Raw genomic sequence first — 20,677 nt, 5'->3', positions numbered from 1 at the left:
GCCGGATTGGTCACAGCACCGATTGTCGAGCCCCCGCCCTATCTTCCCCAATCAATACGCGGCGCAATTTCGTTTCGCCATCAAGAGGCGCGAATTTTGGTAACTTAATCATGCTGCGGCGATTCTGAATGGAGGGTCATCCTATGGCCATGCCGCCCGATCATCGTATTGAAATAGTACTGATGTCAGATCAGGATAATCCTGTGCATCTGTGGGTGCAATCAACGGCCGACGCCTCGAAGCATGTGGAACTAAGCAAACAAAGATCGTTGCGCGCCATCGGGATCGGGCTCTTACTTTTGGTCATCGCCCTTTATTTGTTTCCCGGCGCCGTGGTTATCCTCTTGCTGATCGGGCTGATGATAGGCTTTCCACTGTCGCTTGTCGGAATGGCCGGATATTTTCGCAAGCGGTGAGAAGGCGTGCGTCTCAAAGCGAGCGGAGACGCGCCATTATTCTGCATTGTGACGCGCGCCGGAGCGGCAGCCGGCGCGGACTCTGCGCAGCGCTTATGCGCTGCGCCTCGTCTCGCCACACTTTGGCGGCCTGCCATGCCGTCGAAAGACGACGGCCGAACGTCCATCCGAGCCCCAAGCGCTTCCCGTCTCGATAGCGCTTGTCAGCGTCCCGCATGTTGGAAACAGCCGGCGCCGCCTCGGATGCGGCGGTCTTGCTTGAGCGTTTTATCAAATATCGGAAGATAGCAGACGACGACGCATCGCTATTGGCGATGCCGACTTTCACTTTGCAAGCGGCAACCGAACAATAAAGGCGCTGCCACGCCCCGTTCCTTCGCTATGCGCCTCCACGACTCCGCCGTGAAGCTCTACGAGCTTCTTCACCAATCCGAGCCCAATGCCGAGCCCACTTTGTTCGCGAGTTCCGCTACAGTCCACCCGCGCGAATAGATCAAAGACGCGCGGCAGCATTTCCTGCGGAATGCCGATGCCATTGTCGCGGACTGTGACTATCGCATGGCCCTCCGCCCGCTCGGCGACAACACTTATTATCCCGCCGCGATCTGTATATTTGGCCGCGTTGGTCAAGAGATTTGCGAAAATTTGGGTGAGACGCACCAAATCGCCTTTAACCACGAGTCCTGTCGCCACATCCACCTCAACATCGTGTTCGCCGAGGTCAATTTCCGGGTTAGCCGTCTCGATAGAACTTCGTAACACCTCCCCCAAGTCGAGGCGTTCGATTCTAAGCTTGATATTGCCGGTGGTAATGCGTGAAACGTCCAAAAGGTCGTCGACGAGGCGTATCAAATAATCGACTTGTCGATCGACGATTGAGATGGCCTTGCGCTCGCGTTTTTCCTTTGTCTCCATTGGGCCTTCCTGCGAGAGCGCGTATGTCGCGCTGCGTATGGCCGCCAGTGGGTTCCGAAGCTCATGGGCGAGCGTAGCAAGAAATTGGTCCTTTCGGAGGTCAGCGTCTTTCAGAGCATGTTCCGACCGCTTAAGCGCCTCTATCGACGCCTGTTGAGTTCGAAGCGTGGCGGCCTCGATTTGAGCCTCTCGGCTGCGACGAATCCGCGCCGCGACGACGCTCATGATAACCCCGATAGAGATGAAAATTAATAAGCGAACTCGATCGTCTCCCGCAGCAACCCTTAGGGAGCCGATCGGTTCGAGAAATTGATAGGTCACCAATAATGCGGACCCCATTGTCGCCACAATACCAGGGCCAGCGCCCCCGAAGACGACAACGAACAGTGTTGCAAAAAAGAATGGGACAAACGGATGATTAACAAGGAGCCCTGCAAACCAGGTCCTCGCGAATGCCGCCAAGCTCACAGCCAGGATAGCCATACTATAACGAGCAACGCGAGAGAGTCTATAACTGAACAACATTTCTCCAACTGGATCTCTTCACGCGCCGAGCGGTGCATGCCTATGCATCATCTTATCTAGTTTGTGAAGAGCCGGCTTCACACTGGCCATGAAACGCGAAGCTTCTGTCCCGGCAAGGTCGCAACTAGGATTTTCAACGCTGGCTTTTGAGTAAGTCACGCTCGCCAACCGGCTCTAAATCCGCAAGGTCTGGAAACTTCGGCGCACGCGGGTTGCGCGCGACGTAAAGCTTCGCTTCCATCCGCAGGATAGTCGCGAACGCCTTCAGCGGGCGGCCGCTCACCCCGCCGTCGCCGGCTGATGAAGAAGCCCACGCGCGCGCGCAACCAGCTCCTCCAAAGTGAACGGCTTGCGCAGGATCTCCATATTCGAGTCCATCCTCACGGTCTCCAGCGACTTCCCGGCATAGCCGGTTATGATCAGGATCGGCAGTTTGGGATAGGCCGCGCGGGCCGCTTCCGCGAGTTGCGCGCCGCTCAAGCCGGGCAAGCCGACATCCGTGATCAGAAGGTCGAAGATTTCGCCTGATTGCAGCGCCCTCAATCCTTCGGTCCCGTCGCCGGCTTCTCTCACCGAGCCGCCCATTTCCTCGAGACAGGCGACGATCTGCGAACGAACCTCGACCTGATCCTCGACCACGAGCGTCCTGCGCAGGCGCAACGGACAGTCGGAGTCGGCATATATGTCGATGGTCTCCGTCTCCATCTCCCGAATCGGCGGCGCTTCGTGCGCCGGCAGGAGTATGCGCACGGTCGCGCCCTCGCCCGGCGCGCTTTCAATCTTCACGAAGCCGCCTGATTGCTTGACGAAGCCATATAGCTGCGACAGTCCGAGACCCGTTCCCCGTCCGGTGGACTTCGTCGTGAAGAACGGCTCGAAAACGCGATCCAAAACTTCCTGGCTCATGCCGACGCCGCTGTCGGAGACGGCGATCTCGACATAAGCGCCGGGCGCAAGATCGGGATCGCGGGGATTGGCGGCGATCTCTCTGTCCGCCGTGCAGATTGTCAGCGCGCCGCCATTCGGCATGGCGTCTCGCGCATTGATCGCCAGATTGAGAACAGCGCTTTCGAGTTGCGAAGGATCGCAATTGACGACCCTGCGACCGTCGCCCAGCCTCATATCCAGCTCGATCTCCGGCCCCAGCGTTCTTCGCAGCATTTCCTCCATGCTGCGTATGAGATTGTCGGGTTCGATCACGCGCGGAAGCAGGGTCTGCCGGCGGGAGAAGGCCAGCATTCGATCGATCAGGCTGGAGGCGTTGCTCGTCGCTCTCTTTATCGCTGCGACCGCGGGCATGATCTCGTTCCCGCGGCCGAGCTTGACTTGATGCTCAATGACGCTGAGAGAGCCGACGACGACCTGGAGAAGGTTGTTGAAGTCATGCGCGATGCCGCCGGTCAACTGGCCGATCGCCTCCATCTTCTGCGCATGCGCCAACCGCTCCTCGGTTTCGAGCAGCGCGGCGTTCGCCTCGCTCAACTGAGCGACTGAAGGAAGAGCGAGAAATTCGGGAAGCATCCACCAGAGCGCCGCGGCGGTCGTGACGGACGCAAGCGCGGTCGCCGCCTTGACGACGCCTTGCAATCCGTAAAGCGGCGCCCAGAGCGTCAACAAATCGAGCCAGTGCGTCGTGCCGCAAAGAAGGATGAAGGCGGCGAAGAGCATCAGCATCGGCCGGTAAACGAGGTCGCTGCGCCGTCTTCCAACGACGATGAGCGTTACCGGAATAAAGAAATACGCCAGCGCGGTCGCGCCGTCGGAAATGGCGTAAAGCCAGATCAGCCAAGGCTCCCAGAGGAGGCAATATCCATGCGGCTCCAGACCGGAGACGCCGAAGATCCACTCGCTTATCGAAGACAACATAACGCTCACTCCTGCGGGGCGGCTTTCGCAAACCCCCGGATCGCCTTCGTGCGGCTCGAGAAATTCCCGCTCGAAGCTGATTTGGGAGAAACCCAATATCAAAAAAAGACGCGAAGAGATCAAAAAAGACGCGAAGAGAAATGCATGGGCTGAACTTTGAGGTCTGAAGCAGAGCAGCGTAACTATCGAAATTTGAACTCCCGATGCTAGAAAAACGATATTAGAAACGCAACAGGCAGCCGCCTTCGCCGCCGCCGGCCCTAGATGCGCAATCGCGCGAGCCCTGCGGCGATCCGCGTCATGACGCCGCCGCCGGCGCGACGCGCGTCGAGCGCCCGGCGGTTGGTGATCCTGCCCTTCAGCACGTCGTTTTTCAGAGGAGTCGTGTAACGGCAGCCTTCGAAAAAATAATGCGTCACCTGGCTCCAGCGTGAACGCGTCAGATCGTTTTGCGCGGCGCCGCCATGCAGGAGATTTGACGCCCATATCAGCGCCTGCCCCTTGCGGGCAATGAAGGTCTCGCGAGCGACGCCGAATTTCTCGGGCATGGCTTCGTGGAGCCGGATGTATTTCAGCACCGCCCCGGCGTCCGGCGAGGCGCCGACATGTTCATTTCCATAGCTCGGCCAGACATGCGAACCGGGGAAGTAAAACAAGGGCCCGGCGTCCGCATGCACATCCTCTAACGCCACCCATACGCCGCACATGAAGCGCTCGGGGATCGAGCAGAAATGAATATGGTCGCTGTGAACGGGCTGTTGCGTGCCGACGGGGAAGTTCAAGGTCTGAAACGGAAAGGCCTGCCGCCCGTAGAGCGTCGAGAGAAGCTCGAGAATGGACGCGTTGCAGGCGACGCCGCGCACATCCTCGTCGAACCGCCAGGCGTCCTGAACGCGGGCGCTGACCGAGCAGGCTCCCGGCTCGCGCCAGTCAAATCTCGCGGCGAGCCGCGCTTTGATCGACTCGGCCTTGCGATCGAAATCCGCATCCGGAAAATCGATGATCGCATAGCCGCGATCGTGCAATTGACGCGCGACGGATCGAATTTCGGCGGGAAGCGTCGCCAGATCATGCTCAAAAAACGGACTTTCGATCAAGGGAACGCCGGGCAGAAGTTCGGCTGTCAGCGTCATTTATGGCCCTCGCTCCCCTTGGCGGGCCTCGCGACGCGGCTTGCCGCGCCTTGCGACGCCCCCTATGCTCCGTGAACGCCGCTCGGCGTTCAAGGAGTTCCTGTTTAACACGGAGGCAGTCGTGAAGAAGCTCGCCATTTTCCTTGGCCTTGCTCTCGGCCTTTCCTTCCTCTCCCTCGCGCAAGCCCAGGAGACGCCGTCCGCGCCGGCTCCGGCGCCGGATTGCGCGGCGAAAGCCGCCGACAAAAAGCTCGCCGGCGCCGCGCTGAACAGCTTCATGAAGAAATGCGAGCGCGACGCGGCCACGACGACCTGCGACGCGGCGGCCTTGGAAAAGAAACTGAAAGGCGCGGCCAAGAAGAGCTTCACCAAGAAATGCGTGACCGACGCGACCGCGAAAAAGCCGGAGTGATCTTTTCTCCTCAGTCGCAATAGTCGATTGCGAAGACGCGATCGGTAAAGGCGTCGGCGTACCAAAGCTGCTTTTTGCCGGAGAGACTGACGGTGACGTGCGAATCCAGCAGCTTGCCCGCCGCCGTCACCTGCCGGTCGCCCTTCTGATCCTTGACGGATTCGATCGGGTAGACATCCGTACGCCCGTCGTCATTGATGACGAGCATGGCGTTGTTCGCGTCGATGCGCACGGTATAAGGCGCCGCGTAGACATTATCCGAATGCTGGCAGCTGAGCGTGATCGGCCTTGCGTCCGCCCGCTCCGGCGCGCCGGCAATTGCGGCAATGACGATTAGTCCGGCCAAATGTTTCACGCCGCCTCTCCTTCCAACCGAGTCGCCCGCCATTATCGCCAGCCATGATGACACGGTCGAGTGCGAAGGATCATCGCATGCGCGACCAGCCGACGGACTTGCAGATCAGGCCGCCGAGCACGCAGCCGGCGGTGGTGAGATGATCGCCCGAAAGCGTCATCGCGCCGGAATAGGTTTTGCCGTCGTCGGGATTGAAGGCGCGGCCAAACCATTTGTCGTCGCCCGAAGGCGTCATGCCGTAAAAGACGCGTTGTCCCACTTTCGCCTGGCTGTCGGGGTCACGCACCGAAGCGACCGTCCCGCAAAGCGCGCCGCCGCAAGGCAAGATGCGCACGGTCGCCTTGCCGCCTTCGCGCAGCCAGACGCCGGTGGGATCGCCCGCAAGCGCGCAGCCCACGCCGGCAAGCGTGAATAGCAGCGACAGCGAGACCTCGCGCACAACCTTCCTCATCCGATCCTCCGCTTCCCAAATTTACGCGCCGAAGCTTCTGCGAGACTGCAAAGCGGCGGCTGATCCATTTGCCCTGCTTCGCCCCATGGGCTAACTCTCGCCCTCCTTCGTGACAAGGCGCGCCCATCTCCCCGCTATGACCAATATTCCCGACATCGCCTCCTTCCGCCGCATCGTCGTCAAGGTCGGGTCGAGCCTTCTCGTCGACCCCAAAGCGGCGGCGGCGAAGCAGAACTGGCTGATCAGGCTCGCCGACGACATTGCGTCGCTGCATCGCGGCGGCGCCGACGTGCTGGTCGTCTCCTCCGGCGCGGTGGCTCTGGGTCGCAGCGTTCTGGGCTTTCCGCATGGCGCGCTGCCGCTCGAGGATTCGCAGGCCGCCGCCGCCGTGGGCCAGATCGCGCTCGCCCGCCTCTGGGCCGAGGCGCTGCACGAGCGCGGCCTTACCGCCGGGCAGGTGCTGGTCACGCTCGGCGACACAGAAGAGCGCCGCCGTTATCTCTATGCGCGCGAATGCCTCAATCGGCTTCTGTCGCTGCGCGCGGTCCCCGTCATCAATGAGAACGACACGGTCGCAACGGCGGAAATCCGCTATGGCGACAATGACCGTCTCGCCGCGCGCGTCGCCACCATGGCGAGCGCCGATCTGCTCGTGCTGCTCTCCGACGTCGACGGGCTTTACACCGCCCCTCCGGCGACGGACCCGAGAGCCAGGCATCTGCGCATCGTGCCGCGCATCACGGCGGAGATCGAGGCCATGGCCGGCGGCGCCGCCTCGCAATATTCGCGCGGCGGCATGCGCACCAAGATCGAGGCGGCGAAGATCGCGACGACGGGCGGCGCGCATATGGTGATCGCCGACGGCCGCGCCGAGGCGCCAATCGAGCGCATCCGCAAGGGTGAGCGCTGCACATGGTTCTTGACGCCGTCCAATCCGGTGACGGCGCGCAAGAGATGGATCGCCGGCTCATTGGAGCCGAAAGGCGCCGTGCATATCGACGAAGGCGCCGAGCGCGCGCTACGCGCCGGCAAGAGCCTGCTGCCGGCCGGCGTCACCCGCGTCGAGGGCTCCTTCTCGCGCGGCGACTGCATCGTCATCCGCAACCATCTCGGCGGCGAAATCGGCCGCGGCCTCGTGACCTATGACGTGCTGGACGCCGTGAAGCTCGTCGGCCGCTCCACGAAGGAGATCGAGGGGCTGCTCGGCTATACGGGGCCGGACGAGATCATCCACCGCGACGATATGGCGCTCGCGGGAGAGTGAGGTAGACTGGATGGTTTCCCAATTGACGCATATTTCCGAATTACGAATACCGTGTTAGATTCTCGCCATGCGGCTGACGACCTTCACAGACTTCGGCTTGCGGGCGCTGATCCTCCTTGCCGACCATAACCCCGAAATCATGAGCGCGGCGGCGATCGCCGATCATTTCGGCGTGTCGCGACACCATATGGCGAAAGTTCTGCAGGAACTGACCTCGGCCGGATATCTCGAAGGCATTCGCGGCGCGCAGGGCGGCGTCCGGCTCGCGCGCGATCCGCGAGACATTCGCATCGGCGACATTATTCGACGCCTCGACGACCAGCCGCTTGTCGAATGTTTCAGCGCGCAAGGCAGCAACTGCGCGCTTTTGCCGCGCTGTCGATTGAAAGGCATGCTGGCCCGCGCCGAACAAGGATTTTTGAGGGAACTCGACCGCTTCACTCTCGCGGATTGCCTCGAAAAAACATCCGCTTTCCCCCCTCTCGATCTGCCCGTCTGAAAGCGTGACGCCGCGCGACATTCGCGTGGCTTGACTTTTTTCGCCCATAATACGCATTCTTAATACTGATTTGACGCCACATCGACGTCGTCGGGAGGAAAATCGGATGTTCTGTTATCAATGCGAGCAGACCTATCGGTCGGATGAAGGCGCCGGCTGCGCAGGCGCAAAGGGCATGTGCGGCAAGGATGCGGCGACCGCCGACCTGCAGGACGTCCTGCTCTATGTCTGCGAGGGCGCCGGCCAATATCTGCATCGCGCGCGCCGCTTTGGCGCCACGGATATCGAAGCCGACCGTTTCATCCTCTTCGCCTTCTTCACGACGCTCACCAACGTCAACTTCAACGCGGTCAAGTTCGTCGAGCTGATCCAGCAGGCGCGCGACGTCCGCGACCGCGCCAGGGCGCTTTACGAAAACGCGGCCCGCGCCGTCGCCTCCATGCCGGAAACGCTGTCCGGCCCCGCGTCTTTCGTCCCCGCGAAAGACATGGCCGACCTGCTCGCCCAGGCGCAGAAAGCGGCGGTCCGCAAGGACGCGGCGATCCTGGGCGAAGACGCGGTCGGCCTGCGTTCGCTCATTCTCTACGGCCTGAAAGGCGTCTGCGCCTATGCCTATCATGCGCGCGTCCTCGGGCAGGAGCGCGAGGCGATCTATGAAGCCGTCGAACGCGCGCTCGACACGCTCGCGCGCGAAGAAAAGGATATTGGCGCGCTTCTCGAGGAGTCGCTCGCGCTTGGCCGCGCCAATTTCGTCGCGATGGAGGCGCTCGACGCCGCCAACACGGGAACCTTCGGCGCGCCGACGCCAACCAGCGTGCGCGTAACCCCGGTCAAGGGCAAGGCGATCCTCGTTTCGGGCCACGACCTCAAGGATCTGCACGCCATTCTGGAGGCGACGAAAGACAAGGGGATCAACGTCTATACGCATGGCGAAATGCTGCCGGCGCATTCCTATCCCAAGCTCAAGGCCTATCCGCATCTCGCAGGAAATTACGGCGGCGCCTGGCAGGATCAGCAGAAGGAATTCGCGGAGTTCCCCGGCCCCATCGTCATGACGTCCAACTGCCTCATCGAGCCGCAGCCGCGCTATCGCGGACGCATTTTCACCGCGGGGCCTGTCGGCTGGGCCGGCGTGCGCCACATCGCCGACGAGAATTTCTCCGTCGTTGCGCAGGCCGCGCAGGCGCTGCCGGGCTTTACCGAGGACGCGCCGGAGAAGACGATCACCATCGGCTTCGGGCGCGACACAGTGCTCGGCGTCGCCGACAAGGTGATCGACGCGGTGAAGAGCGGCGCGATCCGCCATTTCTTCCTCGTCGGCGGATGCGACGGCGCGGCGCCGGGCCGCAACTACTACACCGATTTCGCGGACGAAGCGCCAGACGACACGGTGATCCTCACCATCGGCTGCGGCAAATATCGATTCAACAAGCACGACTTCGGCACGATCGGCGGATTGCCCCGCCTGCTCGACATGGGCCAGTGCAACGACGCCTATTCGGCGCTGGTCGTCGCCACGAAGCTCGCCGAAGCCTTCGGCGTCGGCGTCAACGAACTGCCGCTGTCGCTCATCGTCTCATGGTTCGAGCAGAAGGCCGCCGCCGTTCTCCTCACGCTGCTCGCGCTCGGCGTGCGCAATGTGCGGCTGGGACCGACGCTTCCAGCTTTCCTCACGCCGGCGCTGGTCGACGTGCTGGTCGAGAAGTTCGGCATCCAACCCGTCGGCGACGCCAAAGCGGATATCGCCGCGTCACTGGCCCGCGCGGCGTGACGATCCAGGCCAACGCCCGGATTCGGGCGTTGGCCCAATGCCCGCTGACGCCCCTCGCGCTTCGAGACGCCCGCTTTGCGGGTTCCTCAGCATGAGGGGCTCCTTCAGCCAGTCGAACCTTTGCCTCCTGAGGAGTTCGCGTCCACTGGCCTCATCCTGAGGAGCGAGTGAAGCTTGCGTCTCGAAGGAGGAGGCCAGCTTACCGTAGAACGGCCCTCGAACCGGAACCAGACATGTTCAAGGTCAATCTCCTTACGCGCGACGGCGCGACGGTCGCTTTCAACGCCGAGCCGTCCGAGACGCTGCTCGACGCCGCCGAACGCGCCAGCATCTATCTCCCTTCCTCCTGCCGAGAGGGCGGTTGCGGCGCCTGCCGCGTCGGCCGCACGAGCGGAGACGTCGAACTCATGTCCCATAGCAGCTCGGCGCTGGGCGAGGCGGAGCGCGCGGCGGGCGACATTCTGCTTTGCCGGTCACAGGCGCGGAGCGATCTCGCTTTGCACGCGCCCTTCGACCAGTCGGCGATCAGCTTCTCCGCGCTTCCAGAGCGACGCGCAACGCTCGTCGAGATGACGCCTGCCGGCTCGAGCGCCGTGCGTCTCGCGCTCCAATATGAAGACGATCCGGCCTTTGGCGTCGCGGCGCAATTCACCGCCGGACAATTTGTCAAGGCGACGATATCCGACGGATCGATCGGCCGCTCTTACTCGCTCGCCAACGCGCCCAATTGGGATGGAAGGCTGGAGCTTTACGTCCGGCTTCAACCGAACGGGGCTTTTTCGACCTGGCTCCGGACGCGCGCCGCCATCGGAGACACATTGCTCCTTGAGGGGCCGCAGGGCCAGTTCACCCTCGACGAGGCGAGCGCGGCGCCGCGCTGGTTCGTTGCGGGCGGAACTGGACTCGCGCCTGCGCTGTCCATGCTTCGACAAATGGCCGAATTCGCCGATCCGCGCCCCTGCCGCCTGTTCTTCGGGGTCAATCGCGTCGAAGAGCTTTTCGCTCGAGACGCGCTCGACGCGCTGAAGCGGGCATTGCCCCAACTCGATGTCGTCGTCTGTGTCTGGAAGCCGGAAACGGCGTGGCGAGGCTTCGTCGGCACGTCCGCCGCGGCGCTCGCTCAGGCGCTGTCGACGGCGGAGGAGCGCCCGGATATCTATGTCTGCGGTCCGCCCGCGCTGATCGCCGCGACCGAACAAGCCGGCGCCGTCGGCGGCGTCGCGCATGACCGCATCTTCAGCGAAAAGTTTACGCCCGCCTGAGCGGCGGGCGGCAGGGTCGAGACGACGGACTGAGAAGCGCGGCATGCGGGGGAACCAAACGCCCGCCCTCGCGGGAAAGCCGCGCTTGCACGGCGATCGGAGACGCTTTTTCCTATGTCATGGCCCGGTCGCTAGGCCGAGGATCGGCGGGGCGCACCTTCGCGCCCGGCCGGAGCGTTCCCATCGATTTCAGGCGCGCTTTCAGCTTCAGGAAGGGCGCCTCGACAAAGTGATAGGAGAACGTCGCCAAAGCGAGCGACGCCGGCGTCACGAACGCGAATTCGACAAGGTCCCGCGCGACGCCGTCCGCCCAGTCGAGCGCGCTCGCCTCATGCGCCCAATAGGACAAGGGCAGATGCACGATGTAGAGGGCGTAGGAAATCTTGCCCAGGAAGAGAAGCGGCGCGCTCTCCAGAAGCCGCACCGCGAATGAGCGCGGCGCGGCGAGCGTCGCTTTCAGCAGCGTCGCAAGAGACACCGCCGAGGCGGCGATAAGAAGGAGGTAAGGCAGACGGACGAACTCGGCGCGCTCAAGCATCGGATAGACAGCGAGAAAGGCCGTCGCCGCCAAAGCCGCGACGACGATCTGCGGACGGGCGAGGAATGAGCCCCGTTCCGCCGGCAGGATCGCCAGCAAACCGCCCGCCGCCATGAAAACGAAACCGGTGGAGGGCGAGGTGTAAAGCGTCACCTGGTCGAATCCGCAAGCGGCGAGCGCGAGACCGGCGGCGAAGCAGACGGCGATAGCCGCGGCGAAGAAGCGGGCGTGCCGCCGGCCCGGCATGGCGAGGAGCAAAGGCGCGAAGAAGACGTAATATTGCTGCTCGACCGCGAGGCTCCATGTGTGGGTGAAGTCGCCCCAGGCCTGCGTCACATAGCCGATGAGGAAATTCTGCGCGTAAAGCAGATACCAGAGCAGATGATCGAGCGTCTGGCCGTGGAACAGCAGGCTGTCGAAAGGCAGGAAGACCGCGAGCCAGAAGAAATAGGCAGGGAAGATGCGCAGCGCCCGCTGCGTCCAGAATTGGCCGAGCGCCTCGCGGCGCGTCATGCGGCCCGCTTCGATTTCCCGTCTCTGACGCGCCAGTATTCCGGTGATGAGAAAGCCCGAGAGAGCGAAGAAGAGGAAGACCGAAAGCCCGCCAATATCCGTGCCCTTCAGCGCCGTGTGATGCAGGATCACCAGAAAGGCGGCGAGGCCGCGCAGCCCGTCAAGGCCCGGATAGCGTTTGTCCGACAAGATGCCGCCCGCCTGGAGGTGAAAGTCAGGCTCCGACCTAACACGGACTGAGCCGTGTGGCAGCCCTAGCCTCTCCGTCTCCGCCGCGCTTAATCTGCGGCATGTCCACCCCACCGATTCGCATTCTCGGCATCGACCCCGGCCTCCGCAACACCGGATGGGGCGTGATCGAGTCCCGGGGCTCGCGCCTCTCCTTCGTCGCCTGCGGTCGGGTGAAATCCGACGGCGCGCTGGATATGGGCAACCGGCTGCGGCAGCTTCACGAGGGATTGATGCAGGTCATCGCCGACTTCCGGCCCGACGAGGCGGCGGTGGAGGAGACCTTCGTCAATCGCGATCCACAATCGACGCTGAAGCTGGGACAGGCGCGCGGCGTCGCGCTGATGGCGCCCGCGCTGGCGGGGCTCGTCATCGCCGAATATGCCGCCAATCTCGTGAAGAAGACCGTGGTCGGCGCGGGTCATGCGGAGAAGGCGCAGATCCAGATGATGGTCCGGGTGCTGTTGCCCACGAGTCAGGCCGCCAGCGCCGACGCCGCGGACGCGCTCGCCGTCGCCATCTGCCACGCCCAGCATCGCGGCGCCCGGGCGCTGAAGGCGGCGGCGGCGCTATGATCGGCAAGAATTCATGATCGGCAAACTCAAGGGCCTCATCGACAGCTATGGCGAGGACTTCGTCATCCTCGACGTGAACGGCGTCGGCTATGTCGTGCATTGCTCCGGCCGCACGTTGCAAAAGCTGCCGCGCCCCGGCGAGGCCTCGGCGCTCTCGATCGAGACGCAGGTGCGGGAAGATTCGATCAAGCTTTTCGGCTTTTCGAGCGAAAGCGAGCGCGACTGGTTCCGCCTGTTGCAGACGGTTCAGGGCGTCGGCTCCAAAGTGGCGCTCGGCATTCTCTCCATCCTCTCGGCGTCGGAACTCGGAACCGCCATCGCCACGCAAGACAAGGCGATGGTCGCCCGCGCCTCCGGCGTCGGTCCGAAGCTCGCCGCGCGCATCGTCGCGGAACTGAAGGACAAAGCCCCGGCTTTCGGCTCGGTCGATCCGATCGTGGCGAAGCTTGCGGGCCAGGACGAAGAGGCGAACGCCCCCTCGGCTGTGCGCGACGCCATCTCTGCGCTCGTCAATCTCGGCTATGGCCGCCCGCAGGCCGCCGCCGCCGTCGCGGCGAGCGTGAAAACGCTCGGCGACGGCGCGGAGACCGGCGCGCTGATCCGGCAGGGGCTAAAAGAGCTGGCGAAGACCTGAATTCGCTGCAATCCCGCTTCCACAAGATTAACTCCCGCGCGCTAATTTGCGTCGCCGTCCCGCATTTCAGGGGTTTCGCCTCATGAATTTGTCCGTCGACAACAAATCTTCCGCCATTCTGACTTTCGTCGTTCGGCGCATCCGCCAGGACCTGCAATTTTCCCGCATTTTCCTTGTCGATTTCGCCGCCTCGGCCTCCTACGCCGCGACGACGCTCATACTCCTGAGCCTCGGCGACCCGACCGAAGGCGGCGCAAGGGCGCTGATCTTCGCCGCCATGGGCTGGGTTCTTTTCTTCGTCCTCAAGATCCTGCTCGTCATCTATCTGGAAAGGCGCGGCGGCGACGCGCGGGAATTCGTCGGCTCCAAGACGCTCGTCACGAGCGGCGTCTACGGCCTCTCGCGCAACCCGGTCTATGTGATGTCGCTCTTGCAGAACCTGTGCTGGTCTTTGGGCCTCATCGGGCTCGGCGCGAGCGGCCATCCTTTCGCCTGCCTCGCTTTTCTCGCCGCGCCAGCGCTGCTCTACGGCCACTGGTGGGGCATGAACCGTCTCATCGTCCCGCATGAGGAAGCCGCGCTCCGCAAGAAGCACGGCGCCGCCTTCGACGCCTATTGCGCTAAGGTGAACCGCTGGTTCGGGCCGCGGCGCTGAACGGTCAGCGCCCTTATTTCCCGCTGATCCGCGTCAACCCGCCCATGTAAGGCCTCAGCACGGCCGGCACGCTCACCGAGCCGTCGGCCTCCTGATAATTCTCCAGCACCGCCACCATGGCGCGGCCGACCGCGACGCCGGAGCCGTTGAGCGTGTGCACGAAGCGCGGCTTGCCGTCGGGGCCGCGCGAGCGGGCGTTCATGCGCCGCGCCTGGAAGTCGCCGCAGACCGAGCATGAGGAAATCTCGCGATATTTTCCCTGCCCCGGCAGCCAGACTTCGAGATCGTAGGTCTTCTGCGACGCGAAGCCCATATCGCCCGTGCAAAGCGTGACCTTGCGATAGGGCAGCGCCAGCGCCCGCAGGACCTTCTCGGCGCAGCCCGTCATGCGCTCATGCTCCTCCAGCGACTGCTCGGGCGTCGTGACGGAGACGAGTTCCACCTTGTAGAACTGATGCTGACGGATCATGCCGCGCGTATCCTTGCCGGCGGCGCCGGCTTCCGCGCGGAAGCAATAGGTGCCGGCGGTCATGCGCAGCGGCAGTTGCGACTCGTCGAGGATGGATTCGCGGACGAGATTCGTCAGCGGCACTTCGGCGGTGGGAATGAGCCAGTAGTCGGCTGCGGGCATCAGCGGCTCGGCGGTCGGGTCGGGCTGTCCGCTCTGCCGACCTGCCGTCACCGAAAACTGATCCTCGCGAAACTTTGGCAATTGCGCCGTGCCGAACATGGCGTCGTCGCGCACAAGCAGCGGCGGCGCGACTTCCATGTAGCCATGTTCGCCCGTATGCAGATCGAGCATGAATTGCGCGAGCGCGCGTTCGAGCCGCGCGAGCGCGCCTTTATTCACAACGAAGCGCGCGCCCGAGAGCTTGGCGGCGACTTCGAAATCCATGAGGCCGAGACCTTCGCCGATTTCGAAATGCTCCCTGGGCGTGAAGTCGAATATGCGCGGCTCGCCCCATTTGAGGGCTTCGACATTGTCGTGCTCGTCCTTGCCATCCGGCACAGCGTCGAGCGGCGTGTTCGGGATGCTCGACAGCGCATTTTCGAGTTCGGCGATGGCGTAGCGCTCGGCTTCTTCCAGCGACGGCCAGTTTTCCTTGATCTGCGCGACTTCGGCCTTCAGCGCCTCGGCCTTCGCGCTATCGCCCGCCTTCATCGCGGCGCCGATTTCCTTGGACGCCGCGTTGCGCCGCTCCTGCGCCTGCTGCAAGCCGGCGATGGCCGCGCGGCGCGCGTCGTCGAGCGCGAGAAGCCGCGCCGATACGGGCTCCAGCCCGCGCCGCTTGCGGCCCGTGTCGAAGACCTCGGCGTTCTCGCGAATCCATTTGATGTCGTACATGTCGGGCTACCGCGCGTATGAAAGTAAAGGCCTATCCACGCGGCTGCTCCGTCATTGCGAGCGAAGCGAAGCAATCCAGGAGCGTCATTATGGCTCTGGATTGCTTCGCTTCGCTCGCAATGACGGCCATAGGCGTGGCTGGCCGGGACAAGCCCGGCCATGCGGCGGGGCGTCTACAGCCCTTCTCCCGCGAGCGGGCGGCGGAATCAAGCGGCGCGTTGCCGCTTATTCCTGTGCCGCAGCCTCCTGCTCCGCCCGCTTCTTCTCGACCATGCGCACGGAATAGATCGACGCCTCGTAAAGCAGCATGCCCGGCAAAGCGAGCGCGAGCTGCGAGAAGACGTCTGGCGGCGTCAGGATCGCCGCCACGACGAAGACGATGACGATGGCGTAGCGGCGTTTTTCTCTCAGAAACTCCGACGAGACGATCCCGACCTGCCCCAGCAGCGTGAGAATCACCGGCATCTGGAAGACGACGCCGAAGGCCAGCACCAGCGTCATGATGAGCGAGAGATATTCCGAAACGCGCGGGAGAAGCTCGATCTGCGCCTTGCCGGGCTCGTTCGCCTGCTGCATGCCGATGAAGAAGCGCAGCAAATTGGGCATGACAAGGAAATAGACGACCAGCGCGCCGAGCGCGAAGAAGATGGGCGTCGCATAAAGGTAGGGGCGGAACGCCGCGCGCTCGTGGCGATAGAGTCCCGGCGCGACGAAGGCGTAGAGCTGTGAGAACACCACCGGGCAGGACAGAAACGCCGCCGCGAAAAGCGCGACCTTGATCTGCGTGAAGAAATATTCCTGCGGCGCGGTGTAGATGAGCTTCGCCTCGGGCCCGGCGACCTGCGTATAGGGGATGACGAGAATGTTGTAGATGTCCTTCGCGAAGAAAAAGGACAGGATAAACATTGCGAGGAACGCAAGAAGCGCCTTGATGAGGCGCTCGCGCAATTCCATCAGATGTTCGATCAGCGGCGCCTTGCTGGCCTCGATCTCCGCTTCGTCGGCCTCGTTCATCCTCTTGGCTTCTCCGAAGCGCCGCATTCGCCCGATCCAACGCCTTCATCCTGAGGAGGCGGCGAAGCCGCCGTCTCGAAGGATGCGGCCGAGTCGCCATCCGAACGATCCTTCGAGACGGCGCTACGCGCCTCCTCAGGATGAGGTTCGGGAAGCTGAACAGGCGCCGCGCCGAAGGCGGCCATGACGTCGTCCGGATCGTCGTCCGTCACCGCCTCGGGCGGCGTCTGCGCCTTCGGCTCGCCCTCGACCGCGCTGACGATCTGCTTGCGCGCTTCGGTCAGCGGATCGAAAGCGACGTCGAGCTTCGTGCTCGACATGATGGCCTTGTTCGTCTCCTCGATCTCCTTCTTGAGATCGGCGAGCTCCGCCTCGCGCATGGCGTCCATGAACTGGCCCTGGAACTCCGCAGCCATGCGTCGCATGCGCCCGGTCGCCTGTCCGAGGGTGCGCAGCACGCGCGGGAGATCCTTCGACGGGATCGCGATAAGCGCGACGATGCCGATGACGATGAGCTTGCCGGGATCGAGATCGAACATTCTGCACAGCCCTACCCTCCCCTCTGGGGAAGGGTCGAAGCGCGACGCGCTTCGGGATGGGGTGACGACGGCGCGGGTCGAGGCTCCACCCCTACCCCGCGCTTTCAGCGCGACCCTCCCCCTCAAGGGGAGGGTGAAAGGCTAAACCTGCTTGCGATCCGCCGCCTTGTCCGCCTCGATGGCGCGGGTCTCCTCGACCGCCTTCGGGGCCTCGTCGTCCTCGGCCATGCCCTTCTTGAAGGCCTTGATGCCCTTGGCGACGTCGCCCATCACGTCGGAGATCTTGAACTTGCCGCCGAACAGGATGAACACGACTCCGCCGACGATGATCCAGTGCCAGATCGACAAACCGCCCATGGCGGAAACCTCCGAATGCGAGAACTTCCGGGGAACCTATGCGGCCCGGGCCGCGAAAACAAGGCGACAAGCTACCGGAATGATAGGAATCCTCATCTCTTCCCGGAGGGGGGAAAAAATCGGCGGGAGGGGTCGAGCCGCAGACGACAAGCGTCGGGACAATCTCCCCCGCTGGCGTTTCACCCCGCCCCCTATCAAGAGGCGGGCAGGAAGCGCATCAATCGTCATTCGACGCCTCCGGCGCCTCGATCGGCTCCGGCTCCTCGGGGAAATCCATTTCCAACGCCTGCGGGGCGTCGTCCTCCAGCGGGTCCTCGTCGTCGCGCAGCGCCGTATCGTCGGAGGGCTGCGGCACGCCGAAACCCTTTGGCAGGCGGCCGTCGAAAAGGCCGGCCGCCTTGAGTTCGTCGAGGCCCGGCAGGTCGCCGATCTGCTCCAGGCCGAAATGCATCAGGAACGCGTCGGTCGTGCCGTATGTGATCGGCCGGCCGGGCGCCTTGCGGCGACCGCGCAGGCGAATCCAGCCCGTCTCCAGCAGCGTGTCGAGCGTGCCCTTGGAAATGGCGACGCCGCGGATTTCCTCGATCTCGGCGCGGGTGGCGGGCTGGTGATAGGCGATGATGGCGAGCGTCTCCAGCGCGGCGCGGGAGAGCTTCTTCTCCTCCACTTGCTCGCGGGCCAGAATCCAGTTGAGGTCGGCGGCGGTGCGGAAAAACCATTTCCTGCCGACGCGGGTGAGGTTCACGCCGCGATTGGCGTAATGCGCCTTCAGCCGCTCGAGCGCCTGCGACAGGTCGACCTCATCCGAGACGCGCCGCTCCATCTCGGTCTCGTCCAGCGGCTCGGCGGCGGCGAAGAGCATCGCCTCGACGATACGCTCGGCCTCGCGCAGCGCGACCTCGTTGCGGGCCAGCGCCTCGTCGCTATTGACGTCGAAAAGTTCGATTTTTTCCGCGGGCTGCGCCAATGCGCGTCCTCCTTAGAAGAGAGTCTCGGGCGCCGGGGCCGGGGTCTCCGGGCGGCGACGCAGCCAGAGCGGCGCAAAGGGCCGGTCCTGACGCATGTCGAAATGCCCTTCCCGCACCATCTCCAGCGAGGCCGAGAAGGAGGAGGCGCGGACGGTGCGGGCCGTCTGCATGTCCACGCAATATTGCAGCAGATAATCGTCGAGCACGGTCCATTCGGCCGCGACCCCGGCAAGCCGCTCCAGCGCTTCGCGCGCCTCGGCGAGCGACCAGACCGCGCGCTGGCGGAGCACAACGCGGGTCACGGCGGTCTTCTGACGCTGGCGGGCATAGGCCGAGAGCAGATCGAACAAGCTCGCCTGATAGTTGGGTTGAGAGATCGTCTCCAGCCCCTCGGGACCGCCGCGCAGGAACATGTCGCGGCCGAGCTGCCCGCGCTGGGTGAGCCTGTCGGCCGCGAGACGGATCAGCTCCAGTCGCCTGAGCCTCTCAGCCAACGCGGCGGCGAGGTCGGCGGCCGAGGGCTCGTCGCTGTTCTTGGGCGCTTCGGGAAGCAGCAGGCGGGATTTGAGAAAAGCGAGCCACGCCGCCATGACGAGATAATCGGCCGCAAGCTCCAGCCGCACCCGCCGCGCCGCCTCGATAAAGGCCAGATATTGTTCGGCCAAAGCGAGGATGGAGATGCGGGAGAGATCGACTTTCTGTCGGCGCGCCAGTTCGAGCAGCAAATCGAGCGGCCCCTCGAAACCATCCACGTCCACGAGAAAGGCTTCGCTTTCTTCGCGCGGTTCGTCCGACAGATCGAAGGAGAGTTCCTGGGCCATTGATTCTCCGGCGACTCGGGAAAGTTTACCACTTGTTTACCCTGAGCGGCCGGAGATTGTGCGCTTTGAGGCGACCCCGCAAGCGCGGCGGGGCCTTTGGAGGCATCATCCACAAGATAGAGGGGTGGATAACCCCTCGAGCTACTCCCCGTAGACGGCCGCAGGGCGTCGAGGGCGGTCGATTCAACCGTGGAGATGACGTTTTATCCGGGCGTCTACTCTCCATAAATGTCGGCGAGCGCGATCTCCAGGCCCGGCGGATCGAGCGCAATGGCGCCCTCGCGGACGATGCGCGTCAGAATTGTCACTCCCTGCCCGCGCGCATGGTGAAAGATCAGCTTCTGGTCCGGCGAGACGATCAGGTAATGCGCGACGCTCGGCAGCCGGAAATAGGCGGCGAGCTTGCCGAGCGCGTCGTTCTTGCCGGTCGAGGGGGAGAGAACCTCGATGACGATCACCGGGCTCTCGACCAATATCGTATCGGGCGGCAGTTCCGGCCCGCAATAGAGCTGGGCGTCCGGCTCGAAGACCGTGTCGGCGTCGATGCGCACGGCCATGCCGTCGGGAAGGACATGGCAGGGCAGGCCTTTGGATCGGACGGCCTCGTACAGAGCCATGGCGATCCGAAATTTTATCTTCGCGTGCGCGGCGCGTTCCGACGCCTGCGCGAACACCTCCCCGCCCGTGAGCTCATAACGCCCCGCCTGGGTCTGCGACCAGGCGAGGAACTCTTCTGCGCTCATGCGCTGTTTCGGAAGGGCGACGGCGGACATGGGAGGATAATAGCGCGCCCGCGCGGCGTGCGCCAATGACGGACGCGGCAAACGCGCCATCAGCCGCCATGGAGCCTTACGCCTGCCGCATCGCCAGCGTGCCGTCACGGTTGTACAGCACGATAACAGGAATGATCCCGCCGCCCCGGAGCGTGACGAGCGTAACGGGCTCATGTCCCCATAACTGAGCCTTGATGTTGTTATTCCCGTCGTCCCACACCCAATAAAAGCTCCCTGGTCCCTTGTCGGCGGGGCCGCATCCCAGAAAGGCCTGCAAGCCCGGCTCCGTAGCGAAAATATCGCTGCCATTCGCGCGCTGGCCCGGATCGACTGTCGACACGTCCCAACTGGCGGGCAGGGTTCCAACCTGTTTTCGAAGGAAGACGAGCCGCGCGAGCGAATAGTTTTCAATCCATTTGTAACCGGCCGCCATGATCTGTTTCCAATCTGCTAAAGAAGCGCTTTTGCGAAACCAGCCCCAAAATATAGAGCGCGTCAGGCTTGGCGGCCGCTGAGCCGGCCCTGGGCCGTATAAATCATTATGATCCCGGAATTCCCATTATATCGCGTAAGCAACTGCGGCTCTCTCACGCCCGCGGGCTGATACAGGATTGCGCCGTTCAAATTATCCCAGACCCAGAAAAATCCGCCCGGCCCCGTCACCGCGTTCCCGCAGCCCATAATGGCTTGTTCATAAGGGGAATCCCATATTTCGGCAGTGTTCAGCAGCCCCCTAACCGTCTTTCCGGGATCGTAAACGACCGCCGATCCGGTCGAGGGCGGCATCAGATTCACCACCGGGTTTGGGGTTTCGTTCCAAAATTCTATAATAGGTTGAGACATATGAA

At 63.4% G+C, this 20,677-nt stretch carries 24 protein-coding genes; 8 read left to right on the top strand and 16 right to left on the bottom strand.

What is annotated here, in order from left to right; translation table 11 throughout:
- Positions 1-143: 143 nt before the first annotated feature.
- Positions 144-416, top strand: a complete 273-nt coding sequence (locus tag MMG94_RS01515) for a hypothetical protein (protein WP_016918900.1) — start codon at positions 144-146, stop codon at positions 414-416.
- A 324-nt stretch (positions 417-740) separates the two neighbouring features.
- Here the strand turns inward: MMG94_RS01515 and MMG94_RS01510 are convergent, their stop codons facing one another.
- From MMG94_RS01510 to MMG94_RS01500, 3 genes are all read right to left on the bottom strand, one after another.
- Positions 741-1,793 (bottom strand): sensor histidine kinase, encoded by a 1,053-nt coding sequence (locus MMG94_RS01510; protein ID WP_162129668.1) that lies wholly within the window; start codon positions 1,791-1,793, stop codon positions 741-743.
- A gap of 342 nt (positions 1,794-2,135) precedes the next feature.
- On the bottom strand, positions 2,136-3,722 hold the full coding sequence (locus MMG94_RS01505) for an ATP-binding protein (RefSeq protein ID WP_040578993.1): 1,587 nt from the start codon (positions 3,720-3,722) through the stop codon (positions 2,136-2,138).
- A 260-nt stretch (positions 3,723-3,982) separates the two neighbouring features.
- Positions 3,983-4,855, bottom strand: a complete 873-nt coding sequence (locus tag MMG94_RS01500; protein WP_016918904.1) for a phytanoyl-CoA dioxygenase family protein — start codon at positions 4,853-4,855, stop codon at positions 3,983-3,985.
- Positions 4,856-4,976: 121 nt separating this feature from the next.
- Here MMG94_RS01500 and MMG94_RS01495 point away from each other — a divergent pair, with 121 nt between their 5' ends.
- A complete protein-coding gene (locus MMG94_RS01495; RefSeq protein WP_169315512.1) occupies positions 4,977-5,267 on the top strand; it encodes a hypothetical protein in 291 nt (96 codons plus the stop codon).
- A gap of 10 nt (positions 5,268-5,277) precedes the next feature.
- On the opposite strand, the gene MMG94_RS01490 is transcribed toward MMG94_RS01495, so the two are convergent.
- Together MMG94_RS01490 and MMG94_RS01485 are read right to left on the bottom strand one after the other, a co-directional pair.
- Positions 5,278-5,622, bottom strand: coding sequence for a hypothetical protein (locus MMG94_RS01490; RefSeq protein WP_154420096.1), 345 nt, complete (start codon positions 5,620-5,622; stop codon positions 5,278-5,280).
- 70 nt (positions 5,623-5,692) lie between these two features.
- Positions 5,693-6,073, bottom strand: coding sequence for a DUF2147 domain-containing protein (locus MMG94_RS01485; protein ID WP_016918907.1), 381 nt, complete (start codon positions 6,071-6,073; stop codon positions 5,693-5,695).
- A gap of 136 nt (positions 6,074-6,209) precedes the next feature.
- On the opposite strand from MMG94_RS01485, the gene proB reads away from it, so the two are divergent.
- Positions 6,210-7,337, top strand: a complete 1,128-nt coding sequence (gene proB / locus MMG94_RS01480) for a glutamate 5-kinase (protein WP_016918908.1) — start codon at positions 6,210-6,212, stop codon at positions 7,335-7,337.
- Between the two features lie 40 nt (positions 7,338-7,377).
- On the opposite strand, the gene MMG94_RS22075 is transcribed toward proB, so the two are convergent.
- Positions 7,378-7,857 carry a hypothetical protein gene (locus MMG94_RS22075; RefSeq protein WP_425272278.1) on the bottom strand — a complete coding sequence of 160 codons (480 nt, stop codon included), beginning with the start codon at positions 7,855-7,857 and terminating at the stop codon, positions 7,378-7,380.
- An 85-nt stretch (positions 7,858-7,942) separates the two neighbouring features.
- Between MMG94_RS22075 and hcp the strand changes: the two genes are divergently transcribed.
- Both hcp and MMG94_RS01465 read left to right on the top strand, forming a co-directional pair.
- Positions 7,943-9,607, top strand: coding sequence for a hydroxylamine reductase (gene hcp / locus MMG94_RS01470; protein WP_016918910.1), 1,665 nt, complete (start codon positions 7,943-7,945; stop codon positions 9,605-9,607).
- Between the two features lie 233 nt (positions 9,608-9,840).
- Entirely contained in the window at positions 9,841-10,869 is a 1,029-nt protein-coding gene (locus tag MMG94_RS01465; RefSeq protein ID WP_016918911.1) for a 2Fe-2S iron-sulfur cluster-binding protein, read from the top strand.
- Positions 10,870-10,981: 112 nt separating this feature from the next.
- Here MMG94_RS01465 and MMG94_RS01460 read toward each other — a convergent pair whose 3' ends face one another.
- The gene (locus tag MMG94_RS01460) at positions 10,982-12,109 is read right to left on the bottom strand and encodes an acyltransferase family protein (RefSeq protein WP_016918912.1); all 1,128 of its coding nucleotides are present in this window, start codon (positions 12,107-12,109) and stop codon (positions 10,982-10,984) included.
- Between the two features lie 101 nt (positions 12,110-12,210).
- Here MMG94_RS01460 and ruvC point away from each other — a divergent pair, with 101 nt between their 5' ends.
- The 3 genes from ruvC (at position 12,211) to MMG94_RS01445 (ending at position 14,012) form a co-directional block, all read left to right on the top strand.
- Positions 12,211-12,723 carry a crossover junction endodeoxyribonuclease RuvC gene (gene ruvC, locus MMG94_RS01455; RefSeq protein ID WP_016918913.1) on the top strand — a complete coding sequence of 171 codons (513 nt, stop codon included), beginning with the start codon at positions 12,211-12,213 and terminating at the stop codon, positions 12,721-12,723.
- 13 nt (positions 12,724-12,736) lie between these two features.
- The gene (gene ruvA, locus MMG94_RS01450) at positions 12,737-13,357 is read left to right on the top strand and encodes a Holliday junction branch migration protein RuvA (protein WP_016918914.1); all 621 of its coding nucleotides are present in this window, start codon (positions 12,737-12,739) and stop codon (positions 13,355-13,357) included.
- Positions 13,358-13,439: 82 nt separating this feature from the next.
- Positions 13,440-14,012 carry a methyltransferase family protein gene (locus MMG94_RS01445; RefSeq protein ID WP_016918915.1) on the top strand — a complete coding sequence of 191 codons (573 nt, stop codon included), beginning with the start codon at positions 13,440-13,442 and terminating at the stop codon, positions 14,010-14,012.
- A gap of 13 nt (positions 14,013-14,025) precedes the next feature.
- Here MMG94_RS01445 and serS read toward each other — a convergent pair whose 3' ends face one another.
- The 9 genes from serS to MMG94_RS01400 all read right to left on the bottom strand — a co-directional run bounded on the left by serS (position 14,026) and on the right by MMG94_RS01400 (position 20,672).
- Positions 14,026-15,357, bottom strand: a complete 1,332-nt coding sequence (serS, locus tag MMG94_RS01440) for a serine--tRNA ligase (protein ID WP_016918916.1) — start codon at positions 15,355-15,357, stop codon at positions 14,026-14,028.
- 225 nt (positions 15,358-15,582) lie between these two features.
- Positions 15,583-16,371, bottom strand: a complete 789-nt coding sequence (gene tatC / locus MMG94_RS01435; RefSeq protein ID WP_026016092.1) for a twin-arginine translocase subunit TatC — start codon at positions 16,369-16,371, stop codon at positions 15,583-15,585.
- Entirely contained in the window at positions 16,368-16,910 is a 543-nt protein-coding gene (locus tag MMG94_RS01430) for a twin-arginine translocase TatA/TatE family subunit (RefSeq protein ID WP_016918918.1), read from the bottom strand. Before MMG94_RS01430 ends, tatC begins: the two co-directional genes overlap by 4 nt.
- A gap of 141 nt (positions 16,911-17,051) precedes the next feature.
- Positions 17,052-17,267, bottom strand: a complete 216-nt coding sequence (locus MMG94_RS01425) for a twin-arginine translocase TatA/TatE family subunit (RefSeq protein WP_016918919.1) — start codon at positions 17,265-17,267, stop codon at positions 17,052-17,054.
- A 217-nt stretch (positions 17,268-17,484) separates the two neighbouring features.
- Positions 17,485-18,234, bottom strand: coding sequence for an SMC-Scp complex subunit ScpB (gene scpB / locus MMG94_RS01420; protein WP_016918920.1), 750 nt, complete (start codon positions 18,232-18,234; stop codon positions 17,485-17,487).
- A gap of 12 nt (positions 18,235-18,246) precedes the next feature.
- The gene (locus MMG94_RS01415) at positions 18,247-19,056 is read right to left on the bottom strand and encodes a segregation and condensation protein A (protein ID WP_016918921.1); all 810 of its coding nucleotides are present in this window, start codon (positions 19,054-19,056) and stop codon (positions 18,247-18,249) included.
- Positions 19,057-19,271: 215 nt separating this feature from the next.
- Positions 19,272-19,799 carry a Uma2 family endonuclease gene (locus MMG94_RS01410; RefSeq protein WP_244415244.1) on the bottom strand — a complete coding sequence of 176 codons (528 nt, stop codon included), beginning with the start codon at positions 19,797-19,799 and terminating at the stop codon, positions 19,272-19,274.
- Between the two features lie 106 nt (positions 19,800-19,905).
- Positions 19,906-20,262 (bottom strand): hypothetical protein, encoded by a 357-nt coding sequence (locus MMG94_RS01405; protein ID WP_016918923.1) that lies wholly within the window; start codon positions 20,260-20,262, stop codon positions 19,906-19,908.
- 62 nt (positions 20,263-20,324) lie between these two features.
- On the bottom strand, positions 20,325-20,672 hold the full coding sequence (locus MMG94_RS01400; RefSeq protein ID WP_016918924.1) for a hypothetical protein: 348 nt from the start codon (positions 20,670-20,672) through the stop codon (positions 20,325-20,327).
- Positions 20,673-20,677 lie beyond the last annotated feature (5 nt).

Origin of the sequence: Methylocystis parvus OBBP, assembly GCF_027571405.1 — a bacterium.
Taxonomy (GTDB): Bacteria; Pseudomonadota; Alphaproteobacteria; order Rhizobiales; family Beijerinckiaceae; genus Methylocystis; species Methylocystis parva.
The sequence above is the reverse complement of the archived record's forward strand: the minus strand, read 5'-3'. Positions and strand labels throughout refer to the sequence as shown.

What these genes read in the sequence shown, in the direction of transcription:
- MMG94_RS01415 (WP_016918921.1), bottom strand. Translation starts at nt 19,056, where the DNA reads ATGGCCCAGGAACTCTCCTTCGATCTGTCGGACGAACCGCGCGAAGAA.
- ruvC (WP_016918913.1), top strand. Translation starts at nt 12,211, where the DNA reads ATGTCCACCCCACCGATTCGCATTCTCGGCATCGACCCCGGCCTCCGC.
- MMG94_RS01515 (WP_016918900.1), top strand. Translation starts at nt 144, where the DNA reads ATGGCCATGCCGCCCGATCATCGTATTGAAATAGTACTGATGTCAGAT.
- MMG94_RS01430 (WP_016918918.1), bottom strand. Translation starts at nt 16,910, where the DNA reads ATGTTCGATCTCGATCCCGGCAAGCTCATCGTCATCGGCATCGTCGCG.
- MMG94_RS01445 (WP_016918915.1), top strand. Translation starts at nt 13,440, where the DNA reads ATGAATTTGTCCGTCGACAACAAATCTTCCGCCATTCTGACTTTCGTC.
- MMG94_RS01465 (WP_016918911.1), top strand. Translation starts at nt 9,841, where the DNA reads ATGTTCAAGGTCAATCTCCTTACGCGCGACGGCGCGACGGTCGCTTTC.
- proB (WP_016918908.1), top strand. Translation starts at nt 6,210, where the DNA reads ATGACCAATATTCCCGACATCGCCTCCTTCCGCCGCATCGTCGTCAAG.
- MMG94_RS22075 (WP_425272278.1), bottom strand. Translation starts at nt 7,857, where the DNA reads ATGTCGCGCGGCGTCACGCTTTCAGACGGGCAGATCGAGAGGGGGGAA.
- MMG94_RS01400 (WP_016918924.1), bottom strand. Translation starts at nt 20,672, where the DNA reads ATGTCTCAACCTATTATAGAATTTTGGAACGAAACCCCAAACCCGGTG.
- MMG94_RS01425 (WP_016918919.1), bottom strand. Translation starts at nt 17,267, where the DNA reads ATGGGCGGTTTGTCGATCTGGCACTGGATCATCGTCGGCGGAGTCGTG.
- MMG94_RS01505 (WP_040578993.1), bottom strand. Translation starts at nt 3,722, where the DNA reads ATGTTGTCTTCGATAAGCGAGTGGATCTTCGGCGTCTCCGGTCTGGAG.
- ruvA (WP_016918914.1), top strand. Translation starts at nt 12,737, where the DNA reads ATGATCGGCAAACTCAAGGGCCTCATCGACAGCTATGGCGAGGACTTC.
- MMG94_RS01410 (WP_244415244.1), bottom strand. Translation starts at nt 19,799, where the DNA reads ATGAGCGCAGAAGAGTTCCTCGCCTGGTCGCAGACCCAGGCGGGGCGT.
- MMG94_RS01485 (WP_016918907.1), bottom strand. Translation starts at nt 6,073, where the DNA reads ATGAGGAAGGTTGTGCGCGAGGTCTCGCTGTCGCTGCTATTCACGCTT.
- serS (WP_016918916.1), bottom strand. Translation starts at nt 15,357, where the DNA reads ATGTACGACATCAAATGGATTCGCGAGAACGCCGAGGTCTTCGACACG.
- tatC (WP_026016092.1), bottom strand. Translation starts at nt 16,371, where the DNA reads ATGAACGAGGCCGACGAAGCGGAGATCGAGGCCAGCAAGGCGCCGCTG.
- MMG94_RS01405 (WP_016918923.1), bottom strand. Translation starts at nt 20,262, where the DNA reads ATGGCGGCCGGTTACAAATGGATTGAAAACTATTCGCTCGCGCGGCTC.
- hcp (WP_016918910.1), top strand. Translation starts at nt 7,943, where the DNA reads ATGTTCTGTTATCAATGCGAGCAGACCTATCGGTCGGATGAAGGCGCC.
- MMG94_RS01500 (WP_016918904.1), bottom strand. Translation starts at nt 4,855, where the DNA reads ATGACGCTGACAGCCGAACTTCTGCCCGGCGTTCCCTTGATCGAAAGT.